The 25,476-nt window shown below is 55.3% G+C and carries 30 protein-coding genes and 3 tRNA genes; 16 read left to right on the top strand and 17 right to left on the bottom strand.

The genetic code is table 11. The annotated features are described in order from the left end of the window. Positions 1-57: 57 nt before the first annotated feature. Together ACILSQ_RS18565 and ACILSQ_RS18560 are read right to left on the bottom strand one after the other, a co-directional pair. Complete coding sequence (locus ACILSQ_RS18565) at positions 58-1,284, bottom strand: Gfo/Idh/MocA family protein (protein ID WP_395745142.1); 1,227 nt, start codon at positions 1,282-1,284, stop codon at positions 58-60. A 399-nt stretch (positions 1,285-1,683) separates the two neighbouring features. Then, positions 1,684-2,502, bottom strand: a complete 819-nt coding sequence (locus tag ACILSQ_RS18560; protein ID WP_395745141.1) for a helix-turn-helix transcriptional regulator — start codon at positions 2,500-2,502, stop codon at positions 1,684-1,686. Positions 2,503-2,940: 438 nt separating this feature from the next. Between ACILSQ_RS18560 and ACILSQ_RS18555 the strand changes: the two genes are divergently transcribed. Beyond that, the gene (locus ACILSQ_RS18555) at positions 2,941-4,002 is read left to right on the top strand and encodes a fatty acid desaturase (protein ID WP_395745140.1); all 1,062 of its coding nucleotides are present in this window, start codon (positions 2,941-2,943) and stop codon (positions 4,000-4,002) included. Positions 4,003-4,092: 90 nt separating this feature from the next. Here ACILSQ_RS18555 and ACILSQ_RS18550 read toward each other — a convergent pair whose 3' ends face one another. The 4 genes from ACILSQ_RS18550 to ndk all read right to left on the bottom strand — a co-directional run bounded on the left by ACILSQ_RS18550 (position 4,093) and on the right by ndk (position 5,269). Then, positions 4,093-4,248, bottom strand: coding sequence for a helix-turn-helix transcriptional regulator (locus ACILSQ_RS18550; RefSeq protein WP_395745139.1), 156 nt, complete (start codon positions 4,246-4,248; stop codon positions 4,093-4,095). Positions 4,249-4,347: 99 nt separating this feature from the next. Next, on the bottom strand, positions 4,348-4,629 hold the full coding sequence (locus ACILSQ_RS18545; protein ID WP_395745138.1) for a hypothetical protein: 282 nt from the start codon (positions 4,627-4,629) through the stop codon (positions 4,348-4,350). Positions 4,630-4,706: 77 nt separating this feature from the next. Next, positions 4,707-4,791 (bottom strand) — tRNA-Leu (locus ACILSQ_RS18540). A gap of 52 nt (positions 4,792-4,843) precedes the next feature. Beyond that, a complete protein-coding gene (gene ndk, locus ACILSQ_RS18535) occupies positions 4,844-5,269 on the bottom strand; it encodes a nucleoside-diphosphate kinase (RefSeq protein ID WP_395745137.1) in 426 nt (141 codons plus the stop codon). Between the two features lie 128 nt (positions 5,270-5,397). On the opposite strand from ndk, the gene ACILSQ_RS18530 reads away from it, so the two are divergent. From ACILSQ_RS18530 to ACILSQ_RS18520, 3 genes are all read left to right on the top strand, one after another. Next, positions 5,398-6,141: an HAD family hydrolase gene (locus ACILSQ_RS18530; protein ID WP_395745136.1), complete on the top strand. Its 744-nt coding sequence runs from the start codon at positions 5,398-5,400 to the stop codon at positions 6,139-6,141. A gap of 89 nt (positions 6,142-6,230) precedes the next feature. Further along, positions 6,231-6,839: a DUF899 family protein gene (locus ACILSQ_RS18525; protein ID WP_395745135.1), complete on the top strand. Its 609-nt coding sequence runs from the start codon at positions 6,231-6,233 to the stop codon at positions 6,837-6,839. A 99-nt stretch (positions 6,840-6,938) separates the two neighbouring features. Continuing rightward, positions 6,939-7,014: transfer RNA gene (locus tag ACILSQ_RS18520), tRNA-Arg, on the top strand. Positions 7,015-7,038: 24 nt separating this feature from the next. Here ACILSQ_RS18520 and ACILSQ_RS18515 read toward each other — a convergent pair. From ACILSQ_RS18515 to ACILSQ_RS18505, 3 genes are all read right to left on the bottom strand, one after another. Beyond that, positions 7,039-7,338, bottom strand: a complete 300-nt coding sequence (locus tag ACILSQ_RS18515) for a HigA family addiction module antitoxin (RefSeq protein WP_395745134.1) — start codon at positions 7,336-7,338, stop codon at positions 7,039-7,041. A 12-nt stretch (positions 7,339-7,350) separates the two neighbouring features. Next, positions 7,351-7,632: a type II toxin-antitoxin system RelE/ParE family toxin gene (locus ACILSQ_RS18510; protein WP_395745133.1), complete on the bottom strand. Its 282-nt coding sequence runs from the start codon at positions 7,630-7,632 to the stop codon at positions 7,351-7,353. 215 nt (positions 7,633-7,847) lie between these two features. Continuing rightward, positions 7,848-7,920, bottom strand: a tRNA-Ile gene (locus ACILSQ_RS18505). Between the two features lie 84 nt (positions 7,921-8,004). Between ACILSQ_RS18505 and ACILSQ_RS18500 the strand changes: the two genes are divergently transcribed. After that, a complete protein-coding gene (locus ACILSQ_RS18500) occupies positions 8,005-9,111 on the top strand; it encodes a tyrosine-type recombinase/integrase (protein ID WP_395745132.1) in 1,107 nt (368 codons plus the stop codon). Here ACILSQ_RS18500 and ACILSQ_RS18495 read toward each other — a convergent pair. Together ACILSQ_RS18495 and ACILSQ_RS18490 are read right to left on the bottom strand one after the other, a co-directional pair. Then, positions 9,108-9,515 carry a hypothetical protein gene (locus ACILSQ_RS18495; RefSeq protein WP_395745131.1) on the bottom strand — a complete coding sequence of 136 codons (408 nt, stop codon included), beginning with the start codon at positions 9,513-9,515 and terminating at the stop codon, positions 9,108-9,110. The genes ACILSQ_RS18500 and ACILSQ_RS18495 overlap by 4 nt on opposite strands. 21 nt (positions 9,516-9,536) lie before the next feature. Continuing rightward, complete coding sequence (locus ACILSQ_RS18490; RefSeq protein WP_395745130.1) at positions 9,537-9,800, bottom strand: helix-turn-helix domain-containing protein; 264 nt, start codon at positions 9,798-9,800, stop codon at positions 9,537-9,539. Between the two features lie 109 nt (positions 9,801-9,909). Here ACILSQ_RS18490 and ACILSQ_RS18485 point away from each other — a divergent pair, with 109 nt between their 5' ends. Continuing rightward, positions 9,910-10,161: a hypothetical protein gene (locus tag ACILSQ_RS18485; protein ID WP_395745129.1), complete on the top strand. Its 252-nt coding sequence runs from the start codon at positions 9,910-9,912 to the stop codon at positions 10,159-10,161. Beyond that, positions 10,154-10,705, top strand: a complete 552-nt coding sequence (locus ACILSQ_RS18480; RefSeq protein ID WP_395745128.1) for a hypothetical protein — start codon at positions 10,154-10,156, stop codon at positions 10,703-10,705. The genes ACILSQ_RS18485 and ACILSQ_RS18480 overlap by 8 nt, the downstream gene beginning before the upstream one ends. A gap of 131 nt (positions 10,706-10,836) precedes the next feature. Here ACILSQ_RS18480 and ACILSQ_RS18475 read toward each other — a convergent pair whose 3' ends face one another. Continuing rightward, positions 10,837-11,808 (bottom strand): tyrosine-type recombinase/integrase, encoded by a 972-nt coding sequence (locus ACILSQ_RS18475; protein ID WP_395745127.1) that lies wholly within the window; start codon positions 11,806-11,808, stop codon positions 10,837-10,839. A gap of 189 nt (positions 11,809-11,997) precedes the next feature. Here ACILSQ_RS18475 and ACILSQ_RS18470 point away from each other — a divergent pair, with 189 nt between their 5' ends. From ACILSQ_RS18470 to ACILSQ_RS18455, 4 genes are read left to right on the top strand one after another with little or no spacing between them, the layout of a single operon-like run. Then, complete coding sequence (locus ACILSQ_RS18470) at positions 11,998-13,599, top strand: ATP-binding protein (RefSeq protein WP_395745126.1); 1,602 nt, start codon at positions 11,998-12,000, stop codon at positions 13,597-13,599. Beyond that, a complete protein-coding gene (locus ACILSQ_RS18465) occupies positions 13,596-14,420 on the top strand; it encodes an HNH endonuclease (protein WP_395745125.1) in 825 nt (274 codons plus the stop codon). The genes ACILSQ_RS18470 and ACILSQ_RS18465 overlap by 4 nt, the downstream gene beginning before the upstream one ends. Further along, on the top strand, positions 14,417-16,315 hold the full coding sequence (locus ACILSQ_RS18460) for a DEAD/DEAH box helicase (RefSeq protein ID WP_395745124.1): 1,899 nt from the start codon (positions 14,417-14,419) through the stop codon (positions 16,313-16,315). Before ACILSQ_RS18465 ends, ACILSQ_RS18460 begins: the two co-directional genes overlap by 4 nt. Continuing rightward, positions 16,312-16,740, top strand: coding sequence for an EcoRII N-terminal effector-binding domain-containing protein (locus ACILSQ_RS18455; RefSeq protein WP_395745123.1), 429 nt, complete (start codon positions 16,312-16,314; stop codon positions 16,738-16,740). The genes ACILSQ_RS18460 and ACILSQ_RS18455 overlap by 4 nt, the downstream gene beginning before the upstream one ends. A gap of 171 nt (positions 16,741-16,911) precedes the next feature. On the opposite strand, the gene ACILSQ_RS18450 is transcribed toward ACILSQ_RS18455, so the two are convergent. The 4 genes from ACILSQ_RS18450 to dcm are packed head-to-tail and all read right to left on the bottom strand — an operon-like array spanning position 16,912 to position 20,204. Next, entirely contained in the window at positions 16,912-17,202 is a 291-nt protein-coding gene (locus ACILSQ_RS18450; protein ID WP_395745122.1) for a hypothetical protein, read from the bottom strand. 54 nt (positions 17,203-17,256) lie between these two features. Continuing rightward, positions 17,257-18,471, bottom strand: coding sequence for a type II restriction endonuclease (locus tag ACILSQ_RS18445; RefSeq protein WP_395745121.1), 1,215 nt, complete (start codon positions 18,469-18,471; stop codon positions 17,257-17,259). Further along, complete coding sequence (locus ACILSQ_RS18440; RefSeq protein ID WP_395745120.1) at positions 18,449-18,937, bottom strand: very short patch repair endonuclease; 489 nt, start codon at positions 18,935-18,937, stop codon at positions 18,449-18,451. Before ACILSQ_RS18440 ends, ACILSQ_RS18445 begins: the two co-directional genes overlap by 23 nt. Then, entirely contained in the window at positions 18,930-20,204 is a 1,275-nt protein-coding gene (gene dcm, locus ACILSQ_RS18435) for a DNA (cytosine-5-)-methyltransferase (RefSeq protein WP_395745170.1), read from the bottom strand. The genes ACILSQ_RS18440 and dcm overlap by 8 nt, the downstream gene beginning before the upstream one ends. A 522-nt stretch (positions 20,205-20,726) precedes the next feature. Between dcm and ACILSQ_RS18430 the strand changes: the two genes are divergently transcribed. Then, on the top strand, positions 20,727-21,164 hold the full coding sequence (locus tag ACILSQ_RS18430; protein ID WP_395745119.1) for a DUF6876 family protein: 438 nt from the start codon (positions 20,727-20,729) through the stop codon (positions 21,162-21,164). A 55-nt stretch (positions 21,165-21,219) separates the two neighbouring features. After that, on the top strand, positions 21,220-21,552 hold the full coding sequence (locus tag ACILSQ_RS18425; RefSeq protein WP_395745118.1) for a hypothetical protein: 333 nt from the start codon (positions 21,220-21,222) through the stop codon (positions 21,550-21,552). Between the two features lie 473 nt (positions 21,553-22,025). Here the strand turns inward: ACILSQ_RS18425 and ACILSQ_RS18420 are convergent, their stop codons facing one another. Then, positions 22,026-23,057: a Fic family protein gene (locus ACILSQ_RS18420; protein WP_395745117.1), complete on the bottom strand. Its 1,032-nt coding sequence runs from the start codon at positions 23,055-23,057 to the stop codon at positions 22,026-22,028. Positions 23,058-23,422: 365 nt separating this feature from the next. Here ACILSQ_RS18420 and ACILSQ_RS18415 point away from each other — a divergent pair, with 365 nt between their 5' ends. The 3 genes from ACILSQ_RS18415 (at position 23,423) to ACILSQ_RS18405 (ending at position 25,469) form a co-directional block, all read left to right on the top strand. Beyond that, positions 23,423-24,091 carry a hypothetical protein gene (locus ACILSQ_RS18415; protein WP_395745116.1) on the top strand — a complete coding sequence of 223 codons (669 nt, stop codon included), beginning with the start codon at positions 23,423-23,425 and terminating at the stop codon, positions 24,089-24,091. 169 nt (positions 24,092-24,260) lie between these two features. Next, positions 24,261-24,500 (top strand): hypothetical protein, encoded by a 240-nt coding sequence (locus ACILSQ_RS18410; protein WP_395745115.1) that lies wholly within the window; start codon positions 24,261-24,263, stop codon positions 24,498-24,500. Positions 24,501-24,674: 174 nt separating this feature from the next. Beyond that, the gene (locus ACILSQ_RS18405) at positions 24,675-25,469 is read left to right on the top strand and encodes a prepilin-type N-terminal cleavage/methylation domain-containing protein (protein ID WP_395745114.1); all 795 of its coding nucleotides are present in this window, start codon (positions 24,675-24,677) and stop codon (positions 25,467-25,469) included. Positions 25,470-25,476: the final 7 nt, after the last annotated feature.

Below are 25,476 nucleotides of genomic sequence, written 5' to 3'. Positions count from 1 at the left end.
AGCGATGCCAGCGCAGACCGGCATCGCTCCATGATTTCGTTTTGCGTTATCGCGCGCTCAAGAAAGGCCGCCGCGGTCGCTGCTCAGCGTGGCGTCGCCGTATTTTGCGCGGGTGGTTGGCGTGTAGTCCAGCGGGGTCCAGGCGGCGTTGTTGGCGGAGGAGGCGACGACGGCCTCGATGAAGGCCATGCCGGCCACGCCTTCCTCGATGGTGGGGTAGTCCATGTCGAGCGGGTTCGGCGGGGTGCCGGCATTCACGGCGCGGACGTGGTTGGCGAAGTTCTTGTAGATGTTGGCGAAGCCTTCGAGGTAGCCTTCCGGATGTCCGGAGGGGGTGCGGGTGGCGGCGGCGGCGGCGCTGCCGAGGTAACCGAGGCCGGTGCGATAGATCTGCTTGGGCTTGTCGAGGGAGGTGACGATCATGGTATTCGGGTCGAGCTGGGACCACTCGATGCCGCCGAGAGAGCCGTAGACGCGGAGGCTGAGGTTGTTTTCACAGCCGACGCTGATCTGGCTGGAGTGCAGCACGCCTTTGGCGCCGTTGGTGAAACGGAGGAGCACATTGCCGTCGTCCTCCAGGCGGCGGCCTTCCTTGGCGAGGAAGATGGTGAGGTCTGCGGCGAGCTCCTTGATGTGGAGGCCGGTGACGTATTCAGCGAGATTGATGGCGTGGGTGCCGATGTCTCCCATGCAGCCGGCGGCGCCGCAGATGGCGGGGTCCACACGCCAGGCGGCCTGCTTCTGGCCGGTGTTTTCCAGCATGGTGGCGAGCCAGCCCTGGGGATACTCGACGACAACTTTGCGGATCTCACCCAGCTTGCCTTCTTCGATCATCTGGCGGGCCTGACGCATGAGCGGGTAGCCGGTGTAGTTGTAAGTGACGCCGTAGAGCTTGCCGGTGGCCTTGACGATGCCCGCCAGTTCCTTGGCCTGGGCGAGATTGAAGGTGGCGGGCTTGTCAGAAAGGACGTGGAAGCCGGCCTCCAGCGCGGCTTTGGCCGCAGGAAAGTGCATGTGATTGGGGGTGACGATGGAAACGAAATCCATGCGCTTGTCCGCCGGGAGGGAGGCCTCCGTGCGGATCATTTCTTCAAAGTTGCCGTAGCAGCGTTCGGCAGGCAGGAAGAAGTCGGCGCCGCTGTCCTTGGAGCGCTGGGGATCGGAGGAAAATGCGCCGCAGACGAGTTCAATCTGCTGATCGATCGATGCTGCGATGCGATGGACGCCGCCGATGAAGGCGCCGCGTCCGCCGCCGATCATGCCATAACGAATTTTCCGGCTCATAAAAAGGTGTTCGGGGTTCTAGGTTCTCGGTTCAGGGGTGGGAGGAGTGAACGGCGAGTGTGCGCAGAGGGGGCGGGGGGTCAAGTGCATCCCGCCAAAGTAGTCATGAGCTTTAGCTCGTTCTGGCAAGAGCGTCTGCGCCTGAACGTGGTTTTTTTGCCCCCGTGGTGTCGGCCCGCCAAAGCCTCTGCACGGACAGGAACGCAAACAAAGCAGCGCGCCGAAAGGGCACCATTGGCCGCAGGCAGTCCGGGGGCAGTTGTGCGCTCCCAGAGCGAGCTAAAGCTCGCAAGTACTTTACACAAAAAACCCCGGAAAGGGTGGCCCAACGCGCTCAGGCGTCCTCTCCGGGGCAATGTCGTCGAAACACCGCAGAGCGATGCACATGGCGACAAATTTTTATGCGGCCATGAGGGCCGGACCGCCGTGCTTCATGCGGCTGCGGAATTCCGTGGGGGATTCGTCGGCGATGCGGCGGAAGCTGCGGTTGAAATGAGACAGGCTCTGAAAGCCGACATCGTAGGCCACTTCGGTGATGCGGGCGGCGGGCTTCATGAGCATGCGCTTGGCCTTTTCGACGCGGGCGCGGTTCACGAAGTCGGTGAAGGTGAGGCCGGTGGCGCGCTTGAAGAGCTTGCAGAAGTGGAAGGGGCTGACGTTCACGGCGCTGGCCACGGCCTCGAGGGACATGGGCTCGGCGAGGTGGGCGTGGATGAAGGACTTGGCATTGCGCACGGCTTCGGGCTCATGCGTGGCGGTGGCAAACAGGAGGCGGTGGGCGCTGTCTCCGAGCTGAAGGGCAAAGGACTGCAGGATGGCCACGGCGGCCTCGTAGCGGGCGGGCTCCATGACGGGGACGTGCTCAAACTGCAGCTTTGCCCCGCGGATTTCCGCGGCGGTGCGGTTGTCGTCAAGCAGCGCCTTGGCCACGGGGGCGAAGGTCTCGGCCGTGGCGGGCTGAAGGCGGACGCCGCCGGTGAGCATGACGGCGATGGTGTTTTTTCCCACCCGCACAGGGACCTGGGTTTCCACCACGCCGGCCACGCCCTGTTTTGTGACGATGGAGTCGATGTGGGCGTCGTCTTTGGCCGCTTCCAGGCTCAGGGGCAGGCTGGTGAGCGTGTGGAAGGCTTTCTGGTAGTGCTGAAACAGCTCGCTCTCGGCGAGGTTCATGATGAAACGTTGACGGGGGGTGGTGTGGGTGGTGGTGGTGTTCATAGCGCGTTCGTGGTTTGAGTTCACGAGGGCTATGATGCCGCGAGGCGGAGTTTGCGATATTGTGGGCCGATACGGTACGTGGGCTCGTGAGAGACCGCAATTTTGGCATAGTGGTTTCCAGTAGGCCTGCACGTGCCTTGTCTTTGCCTGCGCGCGGCCTGCTCACTTCAGCACTTCCTTTGCCCACGGCAGGCCGTGAGTGAAGAAGAGGCCGGGCCCGGGAGGTCCATGGAATGCCAGTGATCGGCGTGCGGGCCTGCGCGGTTTAACCTGGGGCGTGCTTTGCCCCACCGTGGCCGGCCCTTCCCACATACAACCCATCCACACCCGGCACTCGATCTATTTCATGAGAGGCGGTGCATGCGCTGACTCGGCTTGAAAAAAGGCATTTTGGAGCTATTGTTTCTTCAGACAAACCAACCAACAGAAAGGGAAGTTATGAATGCGAATGGTGCTGCTCTTTCCGCGCTGCAGCCGCGGTTTCCCACGGTGGCGGAGTGGAAGGCCATTGTGGCCAGGTTTCAAAAGCCGTCGCTCTGGCGGGCGGTGGTGCAGTTAGTGGATACCCTGGTGCCTTACGTCCTGCTGTGGGCGGGCATGTATTTTGCGCTGAAGGTGTCCTGGTGGCTGGCGGTGCCGCTGGCCGTGCTGGCGGGCGGGCTGCTGGTGCGCGTGTTCATCATCTTTCACGACTGCGGGCACGGCTCGTTTTTCAAGTCGCGCCAGGCCAATGACATCACCGGCTTCATCACGGGCATGCTTACCTTCACGCCCTACTATCAGTGGCGGTGGGAGCACTCCCTGCACCATGCCACCACGGGAAACCTGGACAAGCGCGGCGTGGGAGATGTGTGGACGATGACGGTGCAGGAGTACCTGGAGTCCTCCCGCTGGAAACGCTTTGCCTACAAGCTGGCACGAAACCCGGTGGTGCTGTTTGTCATCGCGCCGTTTGTGCTCTTCGTCCTTCTGCAGCGTGTGCCGCGGAATGGCAGTGACAGGCGGGAGCGGGACTCCGTGTGGCACATGAACCTGGCGCTGCTGAGCATGGTGGTGATCATGGGCTGGATCTATGGCCCGCTGAACTACCTGATCCTGCAGGCCATCGTGACCGGGGTGTCCGGGGCATGCGGTGTGTGGCTCTTCTACATTCAGCACCAGTTTGAAGACGCGTACTGGGAGGAGCATGAGGACTGGGACTTCACGGCCGCAGCTCTGCAGGGCAGCTCCTACTACAAGCTGCCGCGCGTGCTGCAGTGGCTGTCTGGAAACATCGGCTTTCACCACATTCACCACCTGAGCTCGCGCATCCCGAACTACTATCTGGAGCGCTGCCACAAGTCGCACCCGGTGTTTCAGCAGGTGAAGCCCATCACCATCCGCATGAGCTTCAAATCCCTGGCCTACCGGCTGTGGGACGAGCAGCACAAGAAGCTGGTGGGCTACCGACGGATGCGGGAGGTGCGCCGGGAGCAAAGGCGGGCGAAGGAAGAGCGGTAAGGGAACAGGCTGGCTGCTGTGCTCCCGGAGGCGGGCTGGCTGGCTGGCGGGTGCGCGGCCTGGGGAGCGCCCCGACGCGGGAGTTTCATTTTATCCCAGGGTCTTGGACATCATCGAGATCGCCATCATGACTTTGGACAGCTTCATGCCCATGCGGATGGCGATCATCTCGGGCGTCTTGCCGCGGGCGTAAAGGGTTTGGATTTCCTTTTCTTTGGGGGTGAGGGGGGTGGGTTTGGAACTCATATAGGAAGTGGTGACAGTCGTACCTATGAATACGTTCATCGGCGGGCATGGGACTTCCTGCGCGAAAATTGCGCTGCCTCCGCAGGGCCCGGGGGGGCGTCACTCCGCACTCGTGCCGGTGACAGGGGGATCGGAATTCTGGAAGACGCCGGCCTGGTAGCCTGCCTGCTGAAGGGCTGCGCATATCTTTTCCATGGTGATGGTGTCTGCGTGGTAGCTCACCCAGGCGCCGCCCTGAACGACGCGGCCGGCGCGGACACCGCGGAGGCCATCCAGGATCTTCTTCACCTCCATCTCCTGGGAGGCGGTCTCCATGTTGTCGATCATGAGGTCCAGCTCCTCCAGATCCTCCCCGGGGGATGTTGATGCATGTTTAGACATGCCAAGGAATCGTCCGCCGCGGGCGGGCCGGACTTGTCTGCCGACTGCCTTTCCCCATACCGCGGGGAATGACCAGGTGCCGATGGCCGGACTCGAACCGGCAAGGGAGTTGCCTCCCAGCAGATTTTAAGTCTGCTGTGTTTACCATTTCACCACATCGGCATCCAAGGAGGAAAAGCCTGAGGCGGGGAGTGTAGCGAAAAAGCCGGCCGCCTCAATAGCTGAAAATCTCGCCGTCTTTGAAGAAGCGCTTCAGCTCCACGGCAGCGGCCTCGGGGGAGTCGGAGGCGTGGACGACGTTGGTCATCTTGTCCGTGCCAAAGTCGCCGCGGATGGTGCCCTTGGGGGCGGCCTTGGAATCGGTGGGGCCCAGGAGGTCGCGCACATGGGAGATGATGTTTTCACCGGAAATGGCGACGGCGATGACGGGCTTGCTCTTCATGAAGCTGGCCACGTCAGGGAAGAAAGGCTTGTCGGCGATGTGCGCGTAGTGCTCCTTGAGCAGCTCGTCGGTGAGCTGGATCATCTTGCAGCCGCGGATGCGGAAGCCTTCGTCTTCGAGGCGCTTGAGGACTTCGCCATTGATGCCACGGGCGACGCAGTCGGGCTTGAGCAGGATGAGGGTGGTTTCTTGGGCCATGAGGTCTTGGGGGAAAAAGGGTGTGCATAGTGCCGCCCGCCGCTGCATCCGTCAAGGCTGGGAATGTTTTGCCAGATGGAAACGCGGCGCTAGGGTCCTGGTGTCGTCTTTCCGCCGACCCACGTGTCATGCCCGCACGCACCTACGCCTTTTTTGATCTCGACCACACGCTGCTGCCCTTCGATACGCAGGCGCTGTTCTGCAACTTCGTGCTGCACCGCGAGCCCTGGCGGGTGCTGCTGCACGCGCTCTTTGTGCCGGTGGCCCTGGCGCGGGCCTGCGGCCTGGCGAGCACGGCCACGGCGAAGCGCGCCTTTTTGAGCTACCTGCGCGGCATGCCGCGGGAGCGGCTGGCGGCGTATGCCCACGAATTCGCCGAAGTCTGTGTGCCGAAGTGGGCCTACCCCTCCCTGCGCGCGGAAGTGCTGCGCCACAAGCATCAGCACCGCGTGCTGGTGCTGAACACCGCGAGCCCGGACTTCTACGCGCATGAGATCGCCCATGCGCTGGGCTTTGACTACTGCATCGCCACGCGGTTTGAGGTGGGGGCCAGGTTTCCCGGCATGCCGCGGCTGGTGACGGGGAACAACAAGCATGAGGCGAAGATCGTGGCGATGGAGGAAGTCGTGCCCGGCCTGACGGAGCTCACGGATCAGGAGCGCGCCCACTGCTGGAGCTACTCAGACAGCGCCGCGGACCTGCCGCTGCTGGAATACGCGGGCTATGCGGTGCTGGTGCATCCGAACCGCAGCCTGGCCGCCATTGGCCGCCAGCGCGGCTGGTCCATCCTGCACCCGGAGCGGCCCTACGGCAGCAAAATCGGCGACATGTTCCGCGTGGTGCTGCAGATGTTTGGACTGCACGAGGAATAGGAGGCGACGGGGGGCAAAGGTTCCCTGCTTCTGCGCAGGATCGCGCAAGAGCATTGACTCGATCCGGCCCGCCGTTTTATACAGCCTGCATGAACGACGAGATCGCCGCCTTGGAAAAACAGCTTGAGGAGATCCGGCGGAAGATTGCCGAGCTGCGGCAGGCAGCACCGCCTGTGGAGGTGCCGAACTACACCTTTGAGACGCCGACCGGACCGGTGACGCTCTCCTCCCTCTTTGCGGGCAGGGACATTCTCTTTGCCATTCACAACATGGGGCAGGCCTGCCGCTACTGCACGCTGTGGGCGGACGGGCTCAACGGCTTCGTACCGCATCTGGAGGACCGCTTTGCGCTGGTGCTGCTTTCCAAGGACACGCCGGAGGTGCAGCGGCGCCTGGCCCAGTCCCGCGGGTGGCGCTTCCGCATGGCCTCGCACGGCGGCGGCGCCTACATCCACGAGCAGGACGTGGTGCCGGGAGAGTCGGGCAATCCCGGCATCGTCTGCTACGAGCGAAAGGATGGAAAAATCCTGCGCAAAGGGGCGGCCACCTTTGGCCCGGGCGATGACTACTGCGCCGTCTGGCACATCCTGGTGCTGGCGGGGATGGGTGTGGACTTTGGGGAATGGACTCCACAATACACCTACTGGCAGCGCCCGGAGCGCAAGGACATGGAGGACGGCGGGCAGAACCTGCAGTAGCCGCCCGATCCCGCCCCAAGTGAATGAAGCGCGCCCTTGCTCAATGGGCAGATGGACTTATGATCGCGCCGCAGTCAGCTTTTCCGCATTTTCTGTGAAGCACCTGTAGCTCAGTGGATAGAGCAGCCGATTTCTAATCGGCCGGTCGCAGGTTCGATCCCTGCCGGGTGCGCCAGAGAAACGGGGCGGGCTGATATGTTCAGGCTGCAGCCTGCTTGCATGGCTTGATGCGTTTCAACACCGTCTGCATCCCGGCTTCGGCGATCTGGCGGTCGTAACTTGCCTGGAGGTTCATCCAGACTTCTGCCGGCCATTCAAAATATCGGGACAGCCGTAGCGCGGTATCCGCAGTGATGGAACGCCTGCCCTTGACGATTTCATTGATGCGACGCGGCGGAACGCCGATGTCCTGGGCCAGACGGTATTCCGATAAATCCAGCGGCACGAGGAAGTCCTCGCGGAGGACTTCTCCTGGATGAATGGGGGCGTGCTTTTTCATGGCGGCTGGATGTCAATGGTAGTCCACGATTTCAACGTCATGCGGGCCGTCGGCATCCCAGCGGAAACAGACGCGCCATTGGTCGTTGATACGAATGGAATGCTGTCCTTTGCGGTCTCCCTTGAGGCTTTCCAACCTGTTGCCAGGCGGAACTCGGAGTTGGAGCAATTCCGTGACGGCGTGAAGCTGGGCCAGCTTCCGCAGCGCGGTACGCTGGATGTCCGGCGGGAAAGCGCGGGCTTTCTCCCGCTGGAACAGCCGGGCGGTGTCGTCGCAGGCGAAGGAGCGGATCATGCATCGCGGTAGTCCAATAGTAACGGACGGCGTTATGGATGGCAAGGAGGAACTGACCTGTGGCTTCATGCCCGAGTGATGCATTCTGGGCGGGCGATGTCATTCCACTGACCTGCCTTAGTTGGCCAGCTATCGGCGGAAGTTCATCTGGATGAAAATAGGCCACATGAGCCAAGTCAGGATAAGGCGAGATGACCGGCTCAAACCGAAAAAAGTGCTCCCGGTGGGATTCGAACCCGCAACCAAGGGATTATGAGTCCCCTGCTCTAACCGTTGAGCTACAGGAGCGTAGCACAGAATTTACGAAGGGAAATACGACACATCCTGTTTTCCGCAACTTGCATTTTCACGGTCCTGTTCTACGGTCACGGCATGAAAGCCGAGACGACCGTGAAAACATGGGAGAAAACGAGGCTGCAAAATTTGGTGCGCCATAAATCAGGCCGCTACTATGCCCGTCTCTACCTGAATGGCAAAGAAGTTTGGAAGTCGCTCAAAACATCGCACTTCTCAGTTGCCGAGGCACGCCTCGCCACAGCCCAGAAAGAACACCGTGAACACAAGGGCAGGGAAGTCAGCGCATCCGGCGCGAAAATGACTTTCAAGCAAGCCGCTGAACTGCATTCCAAACGTCTCGCCGGAAGAGTGAACATTAAATCGGCAACACGCCATTATTGGGCGCAGATACTGACTGCTGTCCTGAAAAGCTGGCCCGGGCTGGCTGAAATGGAAGTCAGGAAAGTCACAAAAGCCGCCTGCCGCGATTGGGCAGCAGAATACGCAAAGGATGCCAGTTCTACGCGTTACAACAACTCGCTCGCCCTTGTTCGTCATGTGCTGGCCATCGCTATTGAAAACGGCATCCTGTATTCCAATCCCGCCGAAGGGTTGGAGCGGATGCCAGTTCGCCTGAAAATGCTTGAGCTTCCGACACTCACTCAGTTTGCCGCGTTCATTGAATTCATACGGACACGTCATGGCAGGTTCTCGGTGCACTGCGCGGATTTCGCCGAAGGCCTTGCCTATACCGGCTGCCGGATTTCCGAGGCGGCAAGGATAGCCTGGAAAGACCTCGACTTCGCCTCCAAGGAAATCGTGGTGATGGGAGATGCCGTTGAACGAACAAAAAACGGTGAGATCCGCCGCGTGCCGATGATTCCAGCCGCATATGCGCTGTTTAAACGGCTCCGTGATGCGCGGGCAAATGAGCCTCTAAAAACACCAGTTTTTAAAGTGAATGAATGCCAGAAGGCCATGGACCGTGCAGCCAAAGAAATCGGCATGACGCGAATTACACATCACGATCTGCGGCACTTCTTCGCCACCATTTGCATTGAAAGCGGTGTCGATATTCCAACCGTTTCACGCTGGCTTGGGCACAAAGACGGCGGTGTCCTTGCCATGAAAACATATGGTCATCTCAGGCGCGAACATTCTGTCGCGCAGGCGCAGAAGGTTTCCTTTGCTGCAGCGGCTTAACCGCCTTTACGCCATGATTTGGCAAGCCGCTGCATTGTCGAACTGCGGGACACTTTGCCACCAGTCGTCTTGCGCTGAGTAGCCTCTTTTTTCGGCTGCGCCTGCGCACCAGTTCCCGGTTCCCTGCGCAATTCAAGGAATCGCTGCCAGATGCTCTTTTGTTCAGGCGTCATCTTTTTGATTCTCTCCTCGGCCACCTTCGGCTTTTCCCGCCCATTGTAGATGCCAGCGCTTTCAAGAACTCGTTCAACCTCCTTCGCGGGGATCAGAATCCGCCCATGTTCTGTTATAGCGTTGACATTGCCTCTGTAAATTTCCCGATATCCCCAGGTCTGGGATTTCCCAAACATCTTTGCAAATTCACCAGGAGAATACGCAACGCGATTGATTGTTGTCTCGGGCATATCGGCTCCGGTATGAATTTGTTATGACTTTCTCTCGTTTAGAAAGAGGTACTGATTCGATGCAGGAAAAAGAGAGGGAATGGGAATTTTGAGCGCTTTTGAAATCTGCGTTAATTCAACATCCGTAACACATCGGATGCCTGATTCGATTTTGGCCAGCGTCTCACGTGAAATGTCCCATCCCAGCCTTTGACAGTGCGCCGAGAAGTCCGCCTGCGACATGGAAAGGCTGTTTCGATGGCGGGCGAGCTGTGGTCCGATGGCGTTCTGTGTGTGCTTCGGCATTTTAGCTAGCACCCAAATAGCTAAAACACCGCTTGAAACGGTTCGGAATTCAGAACAATGTTCTGATTACGGAACAATTGTTCCGATTTCAGCACAAACATCCACCATCATGAACATCACCGTAAAGCGTCGCATCGGTCCCGACCCTCACGAGGGCGGGAGACAATCATCGAGTTCATCAGGCTGCCCTGACATCCTGGAACTCGACAGTGGCGATTTCGCCATCATCGGCCAGGACATCACCGCAGCAGCCATCCCAGCGCTTCCCGCTTCCGCAGGCTGTGCAGCAGAGGAGCGGGTCATCCGCATACCACGCGAGATTCTTCTTCGCGCCAAGGGCGACATTGCTCGCCTTGCGTGAGATCGCACCCCTCTTGCCTTCATTCCCACATTCTGTTACAAGGCAGGGTGTGGGAATTTTTGTAGAGTGGTTCGGGTCGCACTGGTTCAACCTGTTGCAGACCACAGGTATCGTTGCCGGTTTGTTCTTCACCGGGCGTTCCTTCCTCCTGGACACCAGAATCCGCCGCATTTCCAACTTGCTCAACATCACCGAGCATCACCGCTCCATTTGGCAGCAGGTGATCGACAAGCCGAACCTTTTGCGGGTGCTGAGCGCAGACGCAAAACTCGACATCAAGCCGGTCACACTTGAGGAGCGCATCTTTGTGAACCTCATTATTCTGCATCTGACCGCCGTCATGGCTGCCATCAGGGGGCGGGTTCACGAGCAACCGGCAGGACAGGATGAGGATTTGCGCGAGTTCTTCAGCTTGCCCATTCCAAACAAGGTTTGGAATGACTCCAAACGATTTCGAGAGCCGGAGGTTGTCGAATACGTTGAGTCGCTTCTGAAGGTGAAGCAGAGGAAGGACCGAAAAAGCTTACGCAAGCCAAGGCGATAAACGCATCAGTTCAGGAGTCTGCCACGGAACCATTGCCATGGTTTTCCATCTCTGCTGCCACACCACCGCCAACACTTGTTGACGCGGAAAAAACACTCGTTGAATGATGCCATGAAGGAACCAAGGCTGCCTCAGTAGCTCACTTTAAAAGTTGGTGAGTCCTCGGGCTTGGTTTTGCGCCTGTCATACAGCCGTGTAGTTGCGATGCTCGCATGCCCGAGCCACTCCTGAACCTTGGCAATGTCAGCTTCATGATCGAGTGCGTTTGTGGCGGCTGTGGCTCTCAGCCCATGTACACACACCGCGCTTGCATCAAGTCCGAGCTTCTGCGCATACTTCCGAACCACGTCTTTGTAAACGCCGTGCCCCGTGAGCGAATTTTCCAACCCTCCTGTCGAATTTTTCACCGGACGAAAGAGCGCGTTGTCAGGTTTGTCTCCATGTCCAGATCGCTCCAGATATTCGCTGATTCGTTGTGAGCTGTGCGGATGCACCGGCAGGAACCGGATTTTGCCGCCCTTGCCTTGAACGCAGAAATGCACCACGCCCCGACGTGATTGCAGATCACCCACAGAAAGCGAACAGAGTTCAGCGCGGCGAAGCCCGTGAAACAGCAGGACTGAAAGAATAGCCCGGTCACGAAGCCCTTTGATCGTGTTTGGCGATGGAGCTTCGAGAATCGCCTTTGCCTGCTCATCACCAAGTGCGGGGGACTTGCCCTCGTTCGCACCCTGATTTGGGCGCTTCACACCATCCGCAGGATTAAAGGGGACAGCATTGCATTCGCACAGGTAGTCAAACAATGAAGCCACGGCAGAGAGTTTGCGCCGAACCGTTGCCGCCTCTAGCACACGTGTCTCAAGCTGTTTGCGCCACGCTATCAGGTGCGACCGCTTCACCAGGCGAAATTCTTCCGCTTGGTGGATGCCTGCGAAGCGCATGAATTCCTGAACGTCACTTTTGTATGCCCGCCGCGTGTTCGCGTTTTCGATGTTTGCAAACCATTCGACTTCCGGTGGCACATTCGCCAAATTCTGAAACTCTGATGCCGTCAGCAAACGCCCGCTCGTTTCGACTACCAACCCTGAAGAACCATTAAGCATTCTAATCACCTCACCATGAATGAATTATAGTAGTGATAAAATACATTATCAATACCATTCCGGCTGGCTGAGCGATTTGAATACTGAGTGTTGCACTTGCGCTACGGTGGAAGCCAAAGTTGAGTGCGAGACCTATCAAAATCTGAATCGGCTTGCACCAAACCTGACCTCAAGAACACTCTTTTTCCTATGACAGCTGAAAAATATACACTGCCACCAGACCCGGCCCGGATGGTGGAAGGCCTCCGCGATACAGGATACGTTTTCAAAACAGCCGTCGCGGACGTCATCGATAATTCGATTGCTGCAGAAGCTTCTGAAATAGATGTGGAACTGAAAATGGCCTTCCGTGGCAGCATCTCCTTGCGGATCTTCGATAATGGTACTGGCATGGACAGAGAAGGGCTGATCAATGCAATGCGATATGGTGCGAAGGTGCGCCCGTCACTTGCTAGCCTCGGCAAATTCGGGCTGGGACTGAAAACAGCGTCCACGGCTTTTTGCCGCAAGCTTTCAGTGATTTCCCGTGCGAATGCTGATGATGAACTCATCAAAGCCACTTGGAGCCTCGATCACGTAGCGAAAGAAGGATGGGAGCTGCTGCTGAGCGATCCAACTGAGGAAGAAGCCAAAGCCTTCAATGCCAAAATTGGCAAGCGGGCAGGCACGCTCGTAATCTGGGACCAGGTTGACCGACTTCTCAGAAATTTTGCACAGCCAGACGGCGCACACGCTCGAAAAGCTCTGACAAAATATGAAGATGAACTCCGGGAGCACCTGGCGTTGATCTACCAGCGCTATCTCGATGGAAAAGACACTCGGGCGAGAACTGTGATTCTGCGACTCAACGATAAGGCAGTGAGTGCATGGGACCCATTCTGCGAAGAGCACGCGCTGCTTGCCAAAGAAGAAACTTTTCCATGCCAGATGCCCAATGGCACCGAATCAAGCATCCGTTTACGAGCATTTATTCTGCCTAGGAAGGAAGAGTTCAAAACTGACGAAGCCTTCAAGGCCGCAAAACTTTCAAATTTTAATCAGGGCATATACATCTACCGGGAAAACCGGCTTATCCACGGGCCAGACTGGCTGAAACTGTTTTCAAAGGAACCCCACTATACCCTTCTGCGTGTCGAATTCTCGTTCGACCACAAGCTTGACGAGGCTTTCCATATTGATATCAAGAAGTCCCAGATCATTCTGGACGAAGCTCTCTACGAGCACCTGACTGATTTTCTCAATCCAGTCCGTCGTGAAGCGGAGCGCATTTATCGGAGCGGACAACGAAGCCAGACCAGCCGCAAGGCAGCAGGCGCTCACGACACTTCAAACCGTAACATTGGCGGCAAGGAAGAATCCATCAAAGGACCAGCAGTTCTTGATTCTGATGAAGCAAAAGGAGAAGCAACGATCCAGAACCCACGGGGCAAGGTTAAACTGAAAATTGGCGTCGCGGCTCCCAAAAACCCCAATGAAATTCATATCCAGCCAGTTGATTCCCTGGAGGACGGATTGTTGTGGCAACCTGCGATTTCGAAAGGACCCGATGGCAGCACCCACATTGCTGCCAAAATCAACACAGGGCATCCCTATTATCAAAAAGTGTATGTGCCTAACCTTTCGACAGGCGTCACCATCCAGGGAATGGATGCTCTTCTCTGGGGGCTCAGTGTCTCTGAGCTGAATTGTACCACAGATGCCGACAAGCGTCTGTTCGATGATCTGCGCTTCGACGTTTCCCGAAACCTTCGGAAGCTCGTGGAGGACCTACCCGAACCTGAGGTCGAATGAACGCCGCCAGCTGCGATCAGATTTGCTCCATGGTTCAGCGCAAGCTTGGACTACAGCTCTCGGGAGAGGTGTCGGACGGCCAGATGTTACTCTGGCCATCCGCATTCCATGAAAACGAGTCGTTCAGCCTTCGGTTCAAACCTGGCTGGCGAAGTGCCGAGGCGATGCTGACACCAGGAACATTTGCAGGAGAGATGGTCAGGTCAATGGGGGCCTGCAGTGCTTCTGCCAAACTTCTCTTCTCAAGCTACGCCCAGTCGCTTGCCCGCGCCGGTGTGCACATCGGAATTCGTGTCAACGGCACCACGGTTGATGCACAGAATCCCTCGGCTTGGGCTACGGATTGGACCTCATTTGATTTCACTCTGCGAAAAAGTGCCCTTGTATTTGACCTGAACAAGGATGTTGAACTGCTGCCAGTTGCTGACCTCCTTATCACGCCACTGATAGGAATGGCAATGTCGCTGATTGGCACCGTATCCGAGGAGGAACATGCAGGGGAAATCGAAGGCGCTGCAGTCCAGTATCTTGCAACCCGATACGAAAGGAAAAAGCTCAACAGGGATGCCTGTATCAGAATTCACGGCACGCGCTGTCATGGATGCGGTTTCAGCTTCGGTGAAAATTATGGAGAAATTGCCTCTGATTATATTGAAGTGCATCACATTGAGCCACTTGCAACGACAGGAGAAGTGCTGATCAATCCAGCAACCGATCTCATACCACTTTGTTCAAACTGCCACTCCGTAGTTCACCGAGTCACTCCTCCGCTTGGAATCGAAGAACTGGTCAGAATCGTAAAAGAGAGGAGGCCAAAATGATCAAGTGCACCAATGGCCTGATTCTGTTTGAAACACCTGCCGGAATTATTTATCCAGACGCTGGTGAAATTTACGCTGTCGTGCATGAGGGAGCCTCATTGATCCGGGGCCACATTGTAACCGAAACAGACTTCACCAGCCTTGGTATAGAATATTCACGCTTTGCTGCCGAGCCCCAGATCGAACTGTTGCCTTCTGCTGACTCTGCGCATCCTGAAATTCAGGTGCGTGTCCTTGCGCGGGAAGGTGAAATGATTGTTCCGGTTCCGCAGCTTGATGAAGGCTTTGCCGATTATGGATGCGATGGCCGCTTCTGGACACCACTGCCATCCGACACTTCGGAGCAGGTATCGAAGGTTGTGGGCCAGATCTCACGAACCGCCACGATAAATCTGAAGCAGTATCTGGACTGCACCGGAGTGAGAAAACACAGCATTACTCTTCTTGACCGGGTTCCAGAACTCCTGGCCGAATCAAAGGCTTATCCTGCCCCGAATATTTCGATGCCAAGAGACTTTGCCGGGACTCTTTACCCATATCAGGCGAGCGGTTTCAGATGGCTTGCATACATGGCGGGGCAAGGCGTTCCAGGATGTCTGCTTGCCGATGAAATGGGTCTTGGAAAGACGGTCCAGATCATCTGTGCATTTCTGGCGTGCAGGGAACGCGGCATGACTCAGCCAGTTCTAATTGTAGCGCCTGCAACACTCCTCGAAAACTGGCGCCGCGAGTTCAGGAAGTTTGCACCATCTGTTGTTCCACTGATCCATCGTGGTGCTGACCGCGCTGGAATTGCGCGTCTACTTGAAACGAGGGATGCGATCATCACATCGTACGACACCATGCTTTCCGACATTTCGCTTTTTCGGAGCATTTCATGGGGACTCGTAATACTCGACGAAGCGCAGGCAATCAAGAACCCCGACGCCCGGCGCACGCAGGCGATCAAATCTCTGAACAGGATTGCTGCCATTGCCGTCACGGGGACACCAGTTGAAAATCGTCTCACCGATCTATGGTCCATCTCGGATTTCCTGTTGCCTGGCAGGCTGGGAAGCCGACATGAGTTCGAGCGGGATTTTCCAGAAACCCGTGATGGGGCTGCCATGCTGGAACAACGCGTGACGCCATTCATTCTGCGACGTCGGGTTGCTGAAGTGGCAACCGACCTGCCTCCACGAATCGACATACCTCAGGCTATTGATCTGGATGAAAAGTCAGCTGAGGCATATGAGCGGATTCGACTCAGCGCCGACCCAAATTCAAAGGGATCGGCGCTTGCGGTACTTCAGAAACTGCGACTATTCTGCACGCATCCTTGGCTTGTCGATGAACTGAAGGACTCGACTAATGCGACCGATTGTTCCACCAAACTCGTTCGCGCGCTTGAAATCCTTGAGGAACTTTTTGGCAACGAGGAGAAGGCGCTCGTTTTCACATCCTTCCTCGAAATGTCCGACAACCTCGCAAGGACCATTGCACGGAAGTTTCAGGTCCCAGTCTGGCAGATTGACGGACGCACTGACGTGCCGCAACGGCAGGAAATCGTGGATAAATTCTCGAACACTACAGGGCCGGCTGTGCTGGTTCTTAATCCGCGTGCAGCCGGAACTGGCCTCAATATCACTGCGGCCAACCATGTGATTCATTTTAATCTCGAATGGAACCCGGCAATCGAAGATCAGGCATCTGCCAGAGCTTTCCGGCGTGGACAAACAAGACCCGTTACCGTTCATCGTCTGTTTTACTCTGGCACAGTTGAGGAATTTATTGATGCCCGAGCCACCACGAAGCGTGAACTGGCACAGGAGTCTGTAGTTGGCTCCGACGGCAGCGACCTTGACGCAAGCGAGATCATCAGAGCGCTTAATCTCACACCCAAATCCCTCATATGAGCAAAGCCGTCGAAAAAGAACTCAGTGAAACAGATACTGGCCAGGCACGCACCCACCAGGCAGGGATGCTCATCCCCAAATCCGGGGAAATCATGGAGTTCTTCCCCAAGCTCGACCGTACTATCAAGAACCCACGAGCCGTCATCGATCTGGTTGATGAAACTGGCAAGGACTGGACATTCAATTTCATCTACTATAATAACAAGTTCTTCGGCGGAACCCGTAATGAATACAGACTCACGGGAATGACCGACTTCATTCGCAGCTTCAATCTGAAGGCTGGCGATTTCATCGTCCTGGAGAGAGTCAGTGATCGTTATTCCCGAATCAGATATCGCCGCCAGCATGCGCCACTTAAAGGTGGCCCGATTAAACTCGGACGAGCTGGGTGGCGCGTCGTTGAGTTTACTGCTGACGACGACTAGCGCCGCTTTTTTTTGAGCGTGATTTTTTTTGAAATTGGAGATCCACGATCTTGCCCTGGGTGTTTCGTGCACCATCCGTCTTGTTCACAAGACTGTTAATGATTTCAGCAGTCTCAGGAAGAACATGAATGTTCAGTCTGACTCGTCCCTCGTGTGGTCTTCCCGCAGGCATCAGGCTTCCCCAGAACTTTCTTGCAGGACGAGAGCGAGTTCAACGCCCAATGCTGTTTCAAAGAAACGCTTTTTCATTTCTTCGTTATCTCTGCCATCAAAAACCTGCGCATTGCCTCGCAACACCAAAGCTGATCCGAATTTATCGTCGAATCCGGCGCAAAGCCCGTCAATAGACTCAAGCCGCCATCTGATTTTTGCCAGCTCCTGTCTTCTCGCTTTTGTATTCGGCTTCGTAGTAGCACAGGCAGCCGCGATCCTTTCGCGAAGAATTTCCATCTGTGACTTCATGGCTGGAATTTTATCTGATTAATTGTTGGCGTCAACAATTCACTCAAACTGCTTTTACGCTTCCTGCCGTGTTTTGACCAGACGGGAAAAATCAGCGACACTCATCAACCACTGCCGCTGGGTATCTGTATAGCTTTTCTGCAGACTGGAAGGCACTACAAGGTTCAGCCCCCTGCTTTCCATTTCAGCGGTCTGATTGGCGCTGATCGCAGTCTCAAGTGTGAGGAGATGCTTTCGCGGAATCCGGTCTGCCTCGGTCAGGACTTGCCGCCAGCGGTCTTTGCAGGTGCTTTTCACACCCAGCATCGTTAGTCTCAATGGGTCAAAGTTGAGGTTGCGATATTCCGCATCACCAGGAAATAGGAAGTCCGGTTTCGACTTGATTTCGGTGACGGCAGCCCGGGCATATTTAATGCCACACTGCGAGAAGACGACTTCGAGGTGATTTTCAAGCGCCAGGCCGACGCGACGCTTTCGCCGGTTCTGCACTGACAGCGAAAAACCCATGAAGTCTTCGACGGCTTCATTAAACCCCTTGGTCAGACGCTCGGCTATGAGGTGACGTTCCAGTGTCCTGAAAAGGATTTCTTCGCGCTCCATCCATGCAATAACCGCCGCATCAGGGTCATCAGATGCATTGATGTCCTTGAGTGTGGAACGGCTGTATTCTGAAAAATCAGTAGTTGCAGGAAATGCCCCGCCAAATTTCGCAAGCATCGCATCGAGGAAACTTTCTTCGTGGGTTTCGACGACAACTCCAATGTTTTCCAGAATGAACCGCGCTGCGAACTCCACGCGATCCTGTTCGCTTTCCAGTTCCTCACGGACCGAAAATCCCGGATGCTTCAGATCATTCAACCCGAAAAGCCACTGAACCTGATTGGCTATTGTGGAAAATGCTTCTGCAATGACAACGAGAACAGAACCATCAGGCCGCCGTCCGAGGACAAGCACATCACCTTCTGCTGCGCACTGTGATACGCTCGTGGTGGGAAAGTACAACCGGTGCTCCGATCTTTTCGCATGTTTCTTTCGTGCGTCGTACCATGTGAGAAACCCGTCATCAGCTACCGGTTCATCATCGTGATCGTTCAGATAAATGAATCTCGCCTTGAACGTCTGCTTGCCGGGTTCATTCCCGAAAACTTTCTTCAGTGCATCAACACCATTGAATTCATGCTGATGGCTCCGAAATACATCGGCTTCCACAGCACTCAGATTCTTGGCCGCAACTCCGGTAAAGTACTCAGAAAGATGCCCTGCTTTCATTGCCCCTCCCCATCAAATTCTGAGGAATTTCGATTTCGTCCACGCAACTGTGAAGCCACTTTTTCAGTGTGTTTCCTAGCTCATCAGTGTTCATTCTTGTATCGCCTCTCATAGCGCATTCCCAGATGGTTGCAACTCGCCATCCATCTTCTCGGAGCTTCTCAACAGTCCTGGCGTCGTTGATTCGGTTCCGCCCGATTTTCTGACGCCAGAATTCCGGCCTGGTCGCCGGCCATCTGAAAAGTGCACATTCATGACCGTGCCAGAAGCATCCATGTATCAGGATAGCCGCTTTGAATCGCGACAGCACAATATCCGGTTTTCCGGCCAGACGGCTCACGTGGAGCCGGAACCTGAAACCAAGCCGGTGAAGAATCTGTCTCACCTGGATTTCTGGTCGCGTGTTTTTGCCCCTTATACCAGACATCATCCGGCTCCGGGTCTCGCTATCCACGATGTCAGCCATGAACCCCTAAAAGAAACTGCTGTGTTACACCTGTTTCGGCAAATTCCTTGGATGCAATTATGTGAGGCAACATGATGCGGGCGACTTCTGAGATTACCGGCACAACGACACTGTTCCCGAATTGCCGGTAAGCCTGAGTATCACTGACGGGAATCTGGAATGTATCCGGGTATCCCATCAGCCTCGCACACTCCCTCGGAGTGAGCCGTCGCGGATTTTTGAGCTTGCCCCGCGATACCAGAATCTCTGATCCGTCCTTGTAGTATCTTGCAGACAGGGTCCGTGAAACATCATCCCTCGTTACCAAGCCGAAGCCAAAACCATTTCCAGCTTCCTTGTGCTTTTTGGCGTAAGCCTGGAGGTAGCGCCACATGTGGTCGGTCAGCGTGTATTTGGGATGCACTTTCGCAAGATCACCTGTGGTGTATGGTTCTTCTGCATCTTCAGTTCCATCTTCCGTGTGCAGGATCTTGTCCATTGTAGGAGGCACCTTGGGTAAGCGAAGATCATCCCAGCTAAATGCAGTTTTGTCCTTGAATCCCACTATCAGAATACGTTCACGATGCTGCGGAACCCAGTGCCTGGAATCCAGGACCTTGTAGTAAACATGGTAGCCAAGATCTTTTTCAAGAGTGTCGATGACAATGCGAAAGGTCTGCCCTTTGTCGTGGCTCAGGAGATTTTTGACATTTTCCAGCAGAAAGGCCTTCGGCTGCTTGGCCGCAATGATACGCGCCACATCAAAAAAAAGCGTTCCCTGCGTTGTACATTCAAAACCGTGCGGCCTTCCAAGAGCATTTTTCTTGCTGACTCCCGCGATGCTGAATGGCTGACATGGAAACCCTCCCAGCAGTACGTCATGATCCGGAATATCTTCAGCTGCATGAGTGACAATATCACCAATGAACTGGTGACCATTCCCGAAGTTTTCAACGTAGGTTTTCTTCGACCAGTCGTTCCACTCAGATGTAAACACGCATTGCCCGCCAGCTTCCTGAAAGCCGTACCTGATTCCTCCAATGCCTGCGAAGAGATCAATGAATGTAAACTTGCCTGCACTTGCAGGGATTCTCGGAGTTGTCATCAGAATATCTCTGAGCGCTGGCACAATCATTCCAGGACAACGCGTTTCTTTTCGTTCCCATCTTCCCACAGTTTTTGATGCGACGTTTAGTTTGCCAGCAAGGTCCCGTTGGGACAGCCGCCTGCGTGCCTCTTGAAGCAGCGGGAGTGGTTCTTGGAGAAATTCCTGTGTTTCGCTGGGCATTATTGGGGACAGTCTGTCCCCTCCGCGACCTTTTGCAATAGCTATTTCTTTGTTCTTTCGAACACCGTCGCGTCGCTTGCGAACAATCTGATTCGCCACCATTCCGCTCTTTTTCTGCGCCATGCCTCCTGTCCTCACCTCTGCCCACTACCCTATTGATACGCTCTCTCAGTGTCAATAGATCATAGCGGTACGGGCAACTCTCCTGTTATTATGTCAATCGCTGTAGTGTCTGCTCAAGACTTCCGTGGGGAAAAGTCTTTCCCTGGCCGCTACTGCGTGAGCGGCCACCCATTCATGCGTGGACACCCCGCAACGCCCCGTCTGACCGCGCCGTAGTTTCTGCTTTCGGTTCCTCACCTGCCGCCGTTTCATCTGCTCGGGTCTACTGGTCGGCCACGATTCGTGATTCTGCGCTCCTCCCTGTTTGGTCCCACTGCGGATTAGGCTCGGTTTTTGGCGGAAGCCGGCTGACCGTCAACCCCCGGCCCGCTCCATTCGCTTTGCTCCCGTGTTGGGGGCGTGACCGCCAGCCTCACAGCTCCCGCCCTGATACCGTCGCCCCGCAGTGGGGTGAAACCAAAACAAGGAGCTAAAATGACGCAGAAAACACTCACGAAAGAAGACCTCAGCCAGTTCACCGGAACCGAACAATGGTATCGTCACGGCATCGCACGAAACGTGCTCTACACCGACGGCGCGAAATATGTAGCCGAAAGCGGCGGAGCTTTTTGGCTCCTTGATGAAATTGCTTTCGCTCAATCCATCCAAGCCGTTGCCGCCGAAGCATTCCAAGTCTGGAAGCTGCAGGTCAATCCTGGCAATTCTGCCACGCTTGCCTGTGAAGACGGTAATTCAAAGATCGTCTTCACCAAGCAAATCGAATTCACCGATTTCCCGCTAGATGAAATTGCGTTCTACTTCACAGACAACGTGCTGATGCTGCCGAGCGAATATTAGCTTGGCAGCCTACCCGCCCAAGACAACTTGGGCGGGTTCCACACCTGCCGCCACAATGCAAACCGTCCTTCAGCAACTAAAGTCGCAATCTGCTATTGGCTCCTGCATGACGGCCTTGGGCTCCAAGGATCGGACTGTTCAATCCTTCAAAGCAGAGGCTCTGTTCAGGCGTCCCGAGGAGACATTTTGCCGTGGCAATATCGATGTCTCCTTTGATAATTTCAATGCGATGAGCGGATGGGAGATCAATTGTGATCCAGACATCATGAGCGGTTTTGGTATTCGACACGGCAATTTTAACTCGAATTGGCAGGGCTTCAGTTTTGACTCGGACACCAGGGAACTCACCATCACCGACAAGAACTATTGTTTCGTTTTCAGATTCTGAGCCATCCGCATCTTCTGGGAAAGGCCTTTCCCTCGCCGCAACGATGTGAGCGGCTACCCATTCTAACGGGAGGTGTCCCGTAACGCCCTCAAAATCCGCGCCGCACATCCACCACTAGCAAGCCCGCCATTCGTCGGCTCAATCGGGACAAGCCCTTCACTCACCGCCAAACGGCCAGCTTGCTCTCCTTCCTCATACAGGACCAAACCTCATCCGTGCTTTGGCGGCGACCACTTTGCCCTCCTTCACATCAAATGTTCCGCCCACCTTTCCTGTCGCCAGCCTACGCAGCGGCATCGGTTCAGTCCTCTTTTGAAAATGCCCGCCTTGCAGGGCGGGGAAGCGCGGTTCTGCGCAGGCTTGCAATCATGAAGCATCCGCAGGCGAAGCTCGCCTGAGCCGCTTCCCCCAATCTGTAAACTGCTCAGCAATTCACCCAACTGATGAGGAGCATATTCCCCCCGTTTTGCGCTTCAGATCTCTTTTTCCGCACTACCTTTGGTGTAAAACACCCCCCTGCCTCGTCCGTGTCGGATCAACAATCCGGCATCAACAAGCTCAGATATTTTGGCCTTCAACGTGTTCCGGTTTGCGCCAGTGGCACTAACCGCCTCAGCCAGCGTCACGCGATCCGCATCATCAAGGAGCCGCATTACGGACGCTGCCAGCGGTGAACTGGCTTCGACACGTTTTTGCTCAACCTGGATCTTCGCATTCAGATTGTCCTTTTGGCGCACAAGACAGCGCAAGAAGAACAACAGCCAAGCCTCCCACTCCACCCGCTTGCTGCGCAGCGTGCCCTGCGTCTTTCTCAGAGCCTTGTAATAGAACTCCTTGTTCTCCTCGATAACCGATTCCAGCGAAGAATACGGCACATAGCTATAGCCGTGACGCAGGAGCAGCAGAGTCGTCAAAACCCGCGAAAGCCTGCCGTTGCCATCCTGAAACGGATGGATGGCAAGAAACCAGACCACAAAGACACCGGTGACGAGCAGCGGGTGAAGATCCCCATCTCTCTCGGCTTCGAACATCCATTCCACCAGCCTCTTCATGGCAAATGGGGTCTCGAACGGGGATGCCGTTTCAAAGACGATGCCAAGCTGATTACCCTCTGCATCAAACGCGGCCACATGATTGTCCAGTGTCTTGTAGTCGCCACGGTGCCTCTCGTCCTTGCTCGAAAACTGGAGCAGCGTCCGGTGAAGCTGGCGAATGTGGTTTTCCGTGACCGGAATATGCTCAAAGGACTCAAACACCGTGTCCATCGCGGCAGCGTAGCCTGCGACTTCTTCCTCATCCCTGCTTTTGAACTCCTGAATTTTGAGTCCTGAAAGCAGCGTGGCAATCTGCTGATCCGTGAGCTTGCTGCCCTCGATACGGGTGGACGACCCGATGCTCTCGATAGTGGCGATTTTCTTGAGGTGCGAAAGCTGATCCCGTGAAAGGCGCTTGAACGCACGCCACTGCCCTTTGAACTCATCGAGCGAGGCGATGAGCTTCAGCATTTCTGTGGTGATTAGCGGTGCTGGGGCGAGATTTTGCAGCATTTCGTATCCATTCAATATCCGATTATATCCATTTCACCTCCAATCTGCAAGCCCCCTGTTTTAAGCTGATTTCCAGAGGGATAGCCCTTCCTCCATCCACTGAACGAGCGTATCGCCCTGTCTGAACCGCTGAAGTAAGTCCTCAGTTCGCCATCCGGCATGGGTGCTATTCACCGCAAAAAATGCGGTGAATAAGCCGGATTTTCACCGCACACACACTTTTGGAGGGATTTCGTCTTCCGAGAACCGCTCCCACAGAAGAATTTTGAAGAAAAATCGCCCTAGCACCTTGAATTGCCCCCTGGGGTTCACTCAATACCCACATGCAAACGAACTTAATCTCTGCTGTCGGGGGAGTTGAAAAGCTCCCAATCACCCAAGAAACACGAAATCAGCCCCAAATTGCTGATTTGAATCAAACCATCGCACGTGAATACCCGAACCCGGGCACCTCGCTTGACGAGATTGCCCTTTTCCCAAAAACGCAGAGATGGATGAAGCAGTACTCCATCATGCCGTCACAGTGGAACCTTTCCCCTGAGGAAGCGTCACGGATCACTGCAGCAGGCATTCGCATCAGCATTTATAATACACCAGCGTCATGGCTCCCGCTTGCTGCCTCCATCGAAGGAGGGTTAAAACATCTGGTCGTTGTAGATCCGGCCCCTCTCTCGTCTGGGATTTTCACGCCGCAGCAAATGATCGCCTCACTTCTTCATGAAATCGGGCATGTTGTGAATGCTCCGGTTCCCGGCTTTCTCAATGGTGACTACATGTTGCACATGATCGGCGTCGCCGAGGATGAGATCTTCGCTGACGATTATGCCCGTTACTGTGGATTCGGCAACGACTTGGCTGATGCACTTGAAGTCATGATGCAGACCGAGCCCAGAACATTCAATAACGAGGCAGTGAAATATCGCATTCAGCGCATTCGCAACAATGCCCAGATCTATCGCAACCTGCTTTCTCCTGTTGATGCCCAGCACTGAAGCGTCCGGTAGCTAGACTCACACCTGAATATGGAATGCGCTGGATGAATTCCACATCCGGCGCAAGCCATTGACTTCTCAACAGAGGATTTGTACACAGAGGAAAGAGGTACAACAGGTGAGAAGAGATTTGCAAAACAAGGCCCTTACATTTTTCGGAAGGCTCAGAATGCACATTCAAGCTGAAGAGGAGCCAATATTGCGGGCGGCTGCCCTCTACCTTTTGTTGGATAACGAGGCACTCGTTCGAGCATCTGCGGAATTTGCTCAAGGCAGTGTGACTTCTGATCAGCTCACTGAGGCTGGGTCTAATGCGATGAGAACTGCCGGAAAGAAATTTGCAGTCACTGCCAATGACATCAGTGCCTTGTTGGAAAAAAACTCAGCCGCTGCGTTCTCCAAATATTGAGTGTGCTCACCATTGGGGGGGCGCCTGTCGGCGGCATTATGAATTCAAAATGCCTCTCCGAGGTCTGGATGACACATCGTCTCGCGAAGCAATACTCATTCCATTCGCAAGCGCCACGCTGCTTGTCATTGATTTATCAATCTGTTAAAAACGCCTCAAGGGAGGAGGCAGCACATGAGGCGAAGAAATGGTTTTACGCTCGTTGAGCTATCAATTGTGCTGGTCATCATCGGTTTGCTCATTGGCGGCATCCTCGCTGGACAGAGCATGATTAGCACATCCAAGATTAATGCCACAGTACGGCAGATCGGACAGTTTGATGCGGGGGTGATGAGCTTCAAAGCCAAATACAACTACCTCCCAGGGGACGCGCCAGCATTTGGTGGAAATGGCGACGGCTTGATTGCAGCAGGTACTGATTCAACAGGCCCGGCGGCAAATTGTTTCATGGGCGAAATCTCAAATTTCTGGGGGCAGCTTTTCCCCGAGCAATATACAGCACCACCGGGTTATGGGGTAATGATCACAGTCATAACCGTCACGGGACCTGGAAAAAATGCGCCAGCCGCCAAAATTGGCAGGCCAAACTCGGCATTTATTGCGGGAGGAATAACGCTGGACGGCGCTTATATAGATTTGGCTCAAAGAGCTAATTATTATTCAATCGTAATAACAAGCCCATATCAAACGGATTGGGGAGCTTATCGGGTCAAAACCACTAGCTCAGCCACCGCTGCTGTTGCTCCGATGGATCTCCAGGCAATAGACACGAAAATGGATGATGGCATGGCTGATTCCGGAAACGTAAAATCTGGCAGTGTAGGCAATTGGCAGGGAGCAGGCTATGGCGCAGTAACGTCTTTGCCTGCTTCAGGATGCAGCTCAGGTAGTGCCTACCTCATTTCAGACCCGAGTTTTCAGTGCACCCCCATAATTCGCATTGGCGGAACAACTGGAGACTTGCTGTGAGGAAATA

The sequence above is a fragment of the Prosthecobacter sp. genome, assembly GCF_044227185.1.
GTDB lineage: Bacteria > Verrucomicrobiota > Verrucomicrobiia > Verrucomicrobiales > Verrucomicrobiaceae > Prosthecobacter.
The sequence above is the reverse complement of the archived record's forward strand: the minus strand, read 5'-3'. Positions and strand labels throughout refer to the sequence as shown.

Bases quoted from the DNA above. Each gene is read 5' to 3' on its own strand.
- ACILSQ_RS18565 (WP_395745142.1), bottom strand. From the start codon at position 1,284: ATGAGCCGGAAAATTCGTTATGGCATGATCGGCGGCGGACGCGGCGCC.
- ACILSQ_RS18560 (WP_395745141.1), bottom strand. From the start codon at position 2,502: ATGAACACCACCACCACCCACACCACCCCCCGTCAACGTTTCATCATG.
- ACILSQ_RS18555 (WP_395745140.1), top strand. From the start codon at position 2,941: ATGAATGCGAATGGTGCTGCTCTTTCCGCGCTGCAGCCGCGGTTTCCC.
- ACILSQ_RS18550 (WP_395745139.1), bottom strand. From the start codon at position 4,248: ATGAGTTCCAAACCCACCCCCCTCACCCCCAAAGAAAAGGAAATCCAA.
- ACILSQ_RS18545 (WP_395745138.1), bottom strand. From the start codon at position 4,629: ATGTCTAAACATGCATCAACATCCCCCGGGGAGGATCTGGAGGAGCTG.
- ndk (WP_395745137.1), bottom strand. From the start codon at position 5,269: ATGGCCCAAGAAACCACCCTCATCCTGCTCAAGCCCGACTGCGTCGCC.
- ACILSQ_RS18530 (WP_395745136.1), top strand. From the start codon at position 5,398: ATGCCCGCACGCACCTACGCCTTTTTTGATCTCGACCACACGCTGCTG.
- ACILSQ_RS18525 (WP_395745135.1), top strand. From the start codon at position 6,231: ATGAACGACGAGATCGCCGCCTTGGAAAAACAGCTTGAGGAGATCCGG.
- ACILSQ_RS18515 (WP_395745134.1), bottom strand. From the start codon at position 7,338: ATGAAAAAGCACGCCCCCATTCATCCAGGAGAAGTCCTCCGCGAGGAC.
- ACILSQ_RS18510 (WP_395745133.1), bottom strand. From the start codon at position 7,632: ATGATCCGCTCCTTCGCCTGCGACGACACCGCCCGGCTGTTCCAGCGG.
- ACILSQ_RS18500 (WP_395745132.1), top strand. From the start codon at position 8,005: ATGAAAGCCGAGACGACCGTGAAAACATGGGAGAAAACGAGGCTGCAA.
- ACILSQ_RS18495 (WP_395745131.1), bottom strand. From the start codon at position 9,515: ATGCCCGAGACAACAATCAATCGCGTTGCGTATTCTCCTGGTGAATTT.
- ACILSQ_RS18490 (WP_395745130.1), bottom strand. From the start codon at position 9,800: ATGCCGAAGCACACACAGAACGCCATCGGACCACAGCTCGCCCGCCAT.
- ACILSQ_RS18485 (WP_395745129.1), top strand. From the start codon at position 9,910: ATGAACATCACCGTAAAGCGTCGCATCGGTCCCGACCCTCACGAGGGC.
- ACILSQ_RS18475 (WP_395745127.1), bottom strand. From the start codon at position 11,808: ATGCTTAATGGTTCTTCAGGGTTGGTAGTCGAAACGAGCGGGCGTTTG.
- ACILSQ_RS18470 (WP_395745126.1), top strand. From the start codon at position 11,998: ATGACAGCTGAAAAATATACACTGCCACCAGACCCGGCCCGGATGGTG.
- ACILSQ_RS18465 (WP_395745125.1), top strand. From the start codon at position 13,596: ATGAACGCCGCCAGCTGCGATCAGATTTGCTCCATGGTTCAGCGCAAG.
- ACILSQ_RS18460 (WP_395745124.1), top strand. From the start codon at position 14,417: ATGATCAAGTGCACCAATGGCCTGATTCTGTTTGAAACACCTGCCGGA.
- ACILSQ_RS18455 (WP_395745123.1), top strand. From the start codon at position 16,312: ATGAGCAAAGCCGTCGAAAAAGAACTCAGTGAAACAGATACTGGCCAG.
- ACILSQ_RS18450 (WP_395745122.1), bottom strand. From the start codon at position 17,202: ATGAAGTCACAGATGGAAATTCTTCGCGAAAGGATCGCGGCTGCCTGT.
- ACILSQ_RS18445 (WP_395745121.1), bottom strand. From the start codon at position 18,471: ATGAAAGCAGGGCATCTTTCTGAGTACTTTACCGGAGTTGCGGCCAAG.
- ACILSQ_RS18440 (WP_395745120.1), bottom strand. From the start codon at position 18,937: ATGGCTGACATCGTGGATAGCGAGACCCGGAGCCGGATGATGTCTGGT.
- dcm (WP_395745170.1), bottom strand. From the start codon at position 20,204: ATGCCCAGCGAAACACAGGAATTTCTCCAAGAACCACTCCCGCTGCTT.
- ACILSQ_RS18425 (WP_395745118.1), top strand. From the start codon at position 21,220: ATGCAAACCGTCCTTCAGCAACTAAAGTCGCAATCTGCTATTGGCTCC.
- ACILSQ_RS18420 (WP_395745117.1), bottom strand. From the start codon at position 23,057: ATGCTGAAGCTCATCGCCTCGCTCGATGAGTTCAAAGGGCAGTGGCGT.
- ACILSQ_RS18415 (WP_395745116.1), top strand. From the start codon at position 23,423: ATGCAAACGAACTTAATCTCTGCTGTCGGGGGAGTTGAAAAGCTCCCA.
- ACILSQ_RS18410 (WP_395745115.1), top strand. From the start codon at position 24,261: ATGCACATTCAAGCTGAAGAGGAGCCAATATTGCGGGCGGCTGCCCTC.
- ACILSQ_RS18405 (WP_395745114.1), top strand. From the start codon at position 24,675: ATGAGGCGAAGAAATGGTTTTACGCTCGTTGAGCTATCAATTGTGCTG.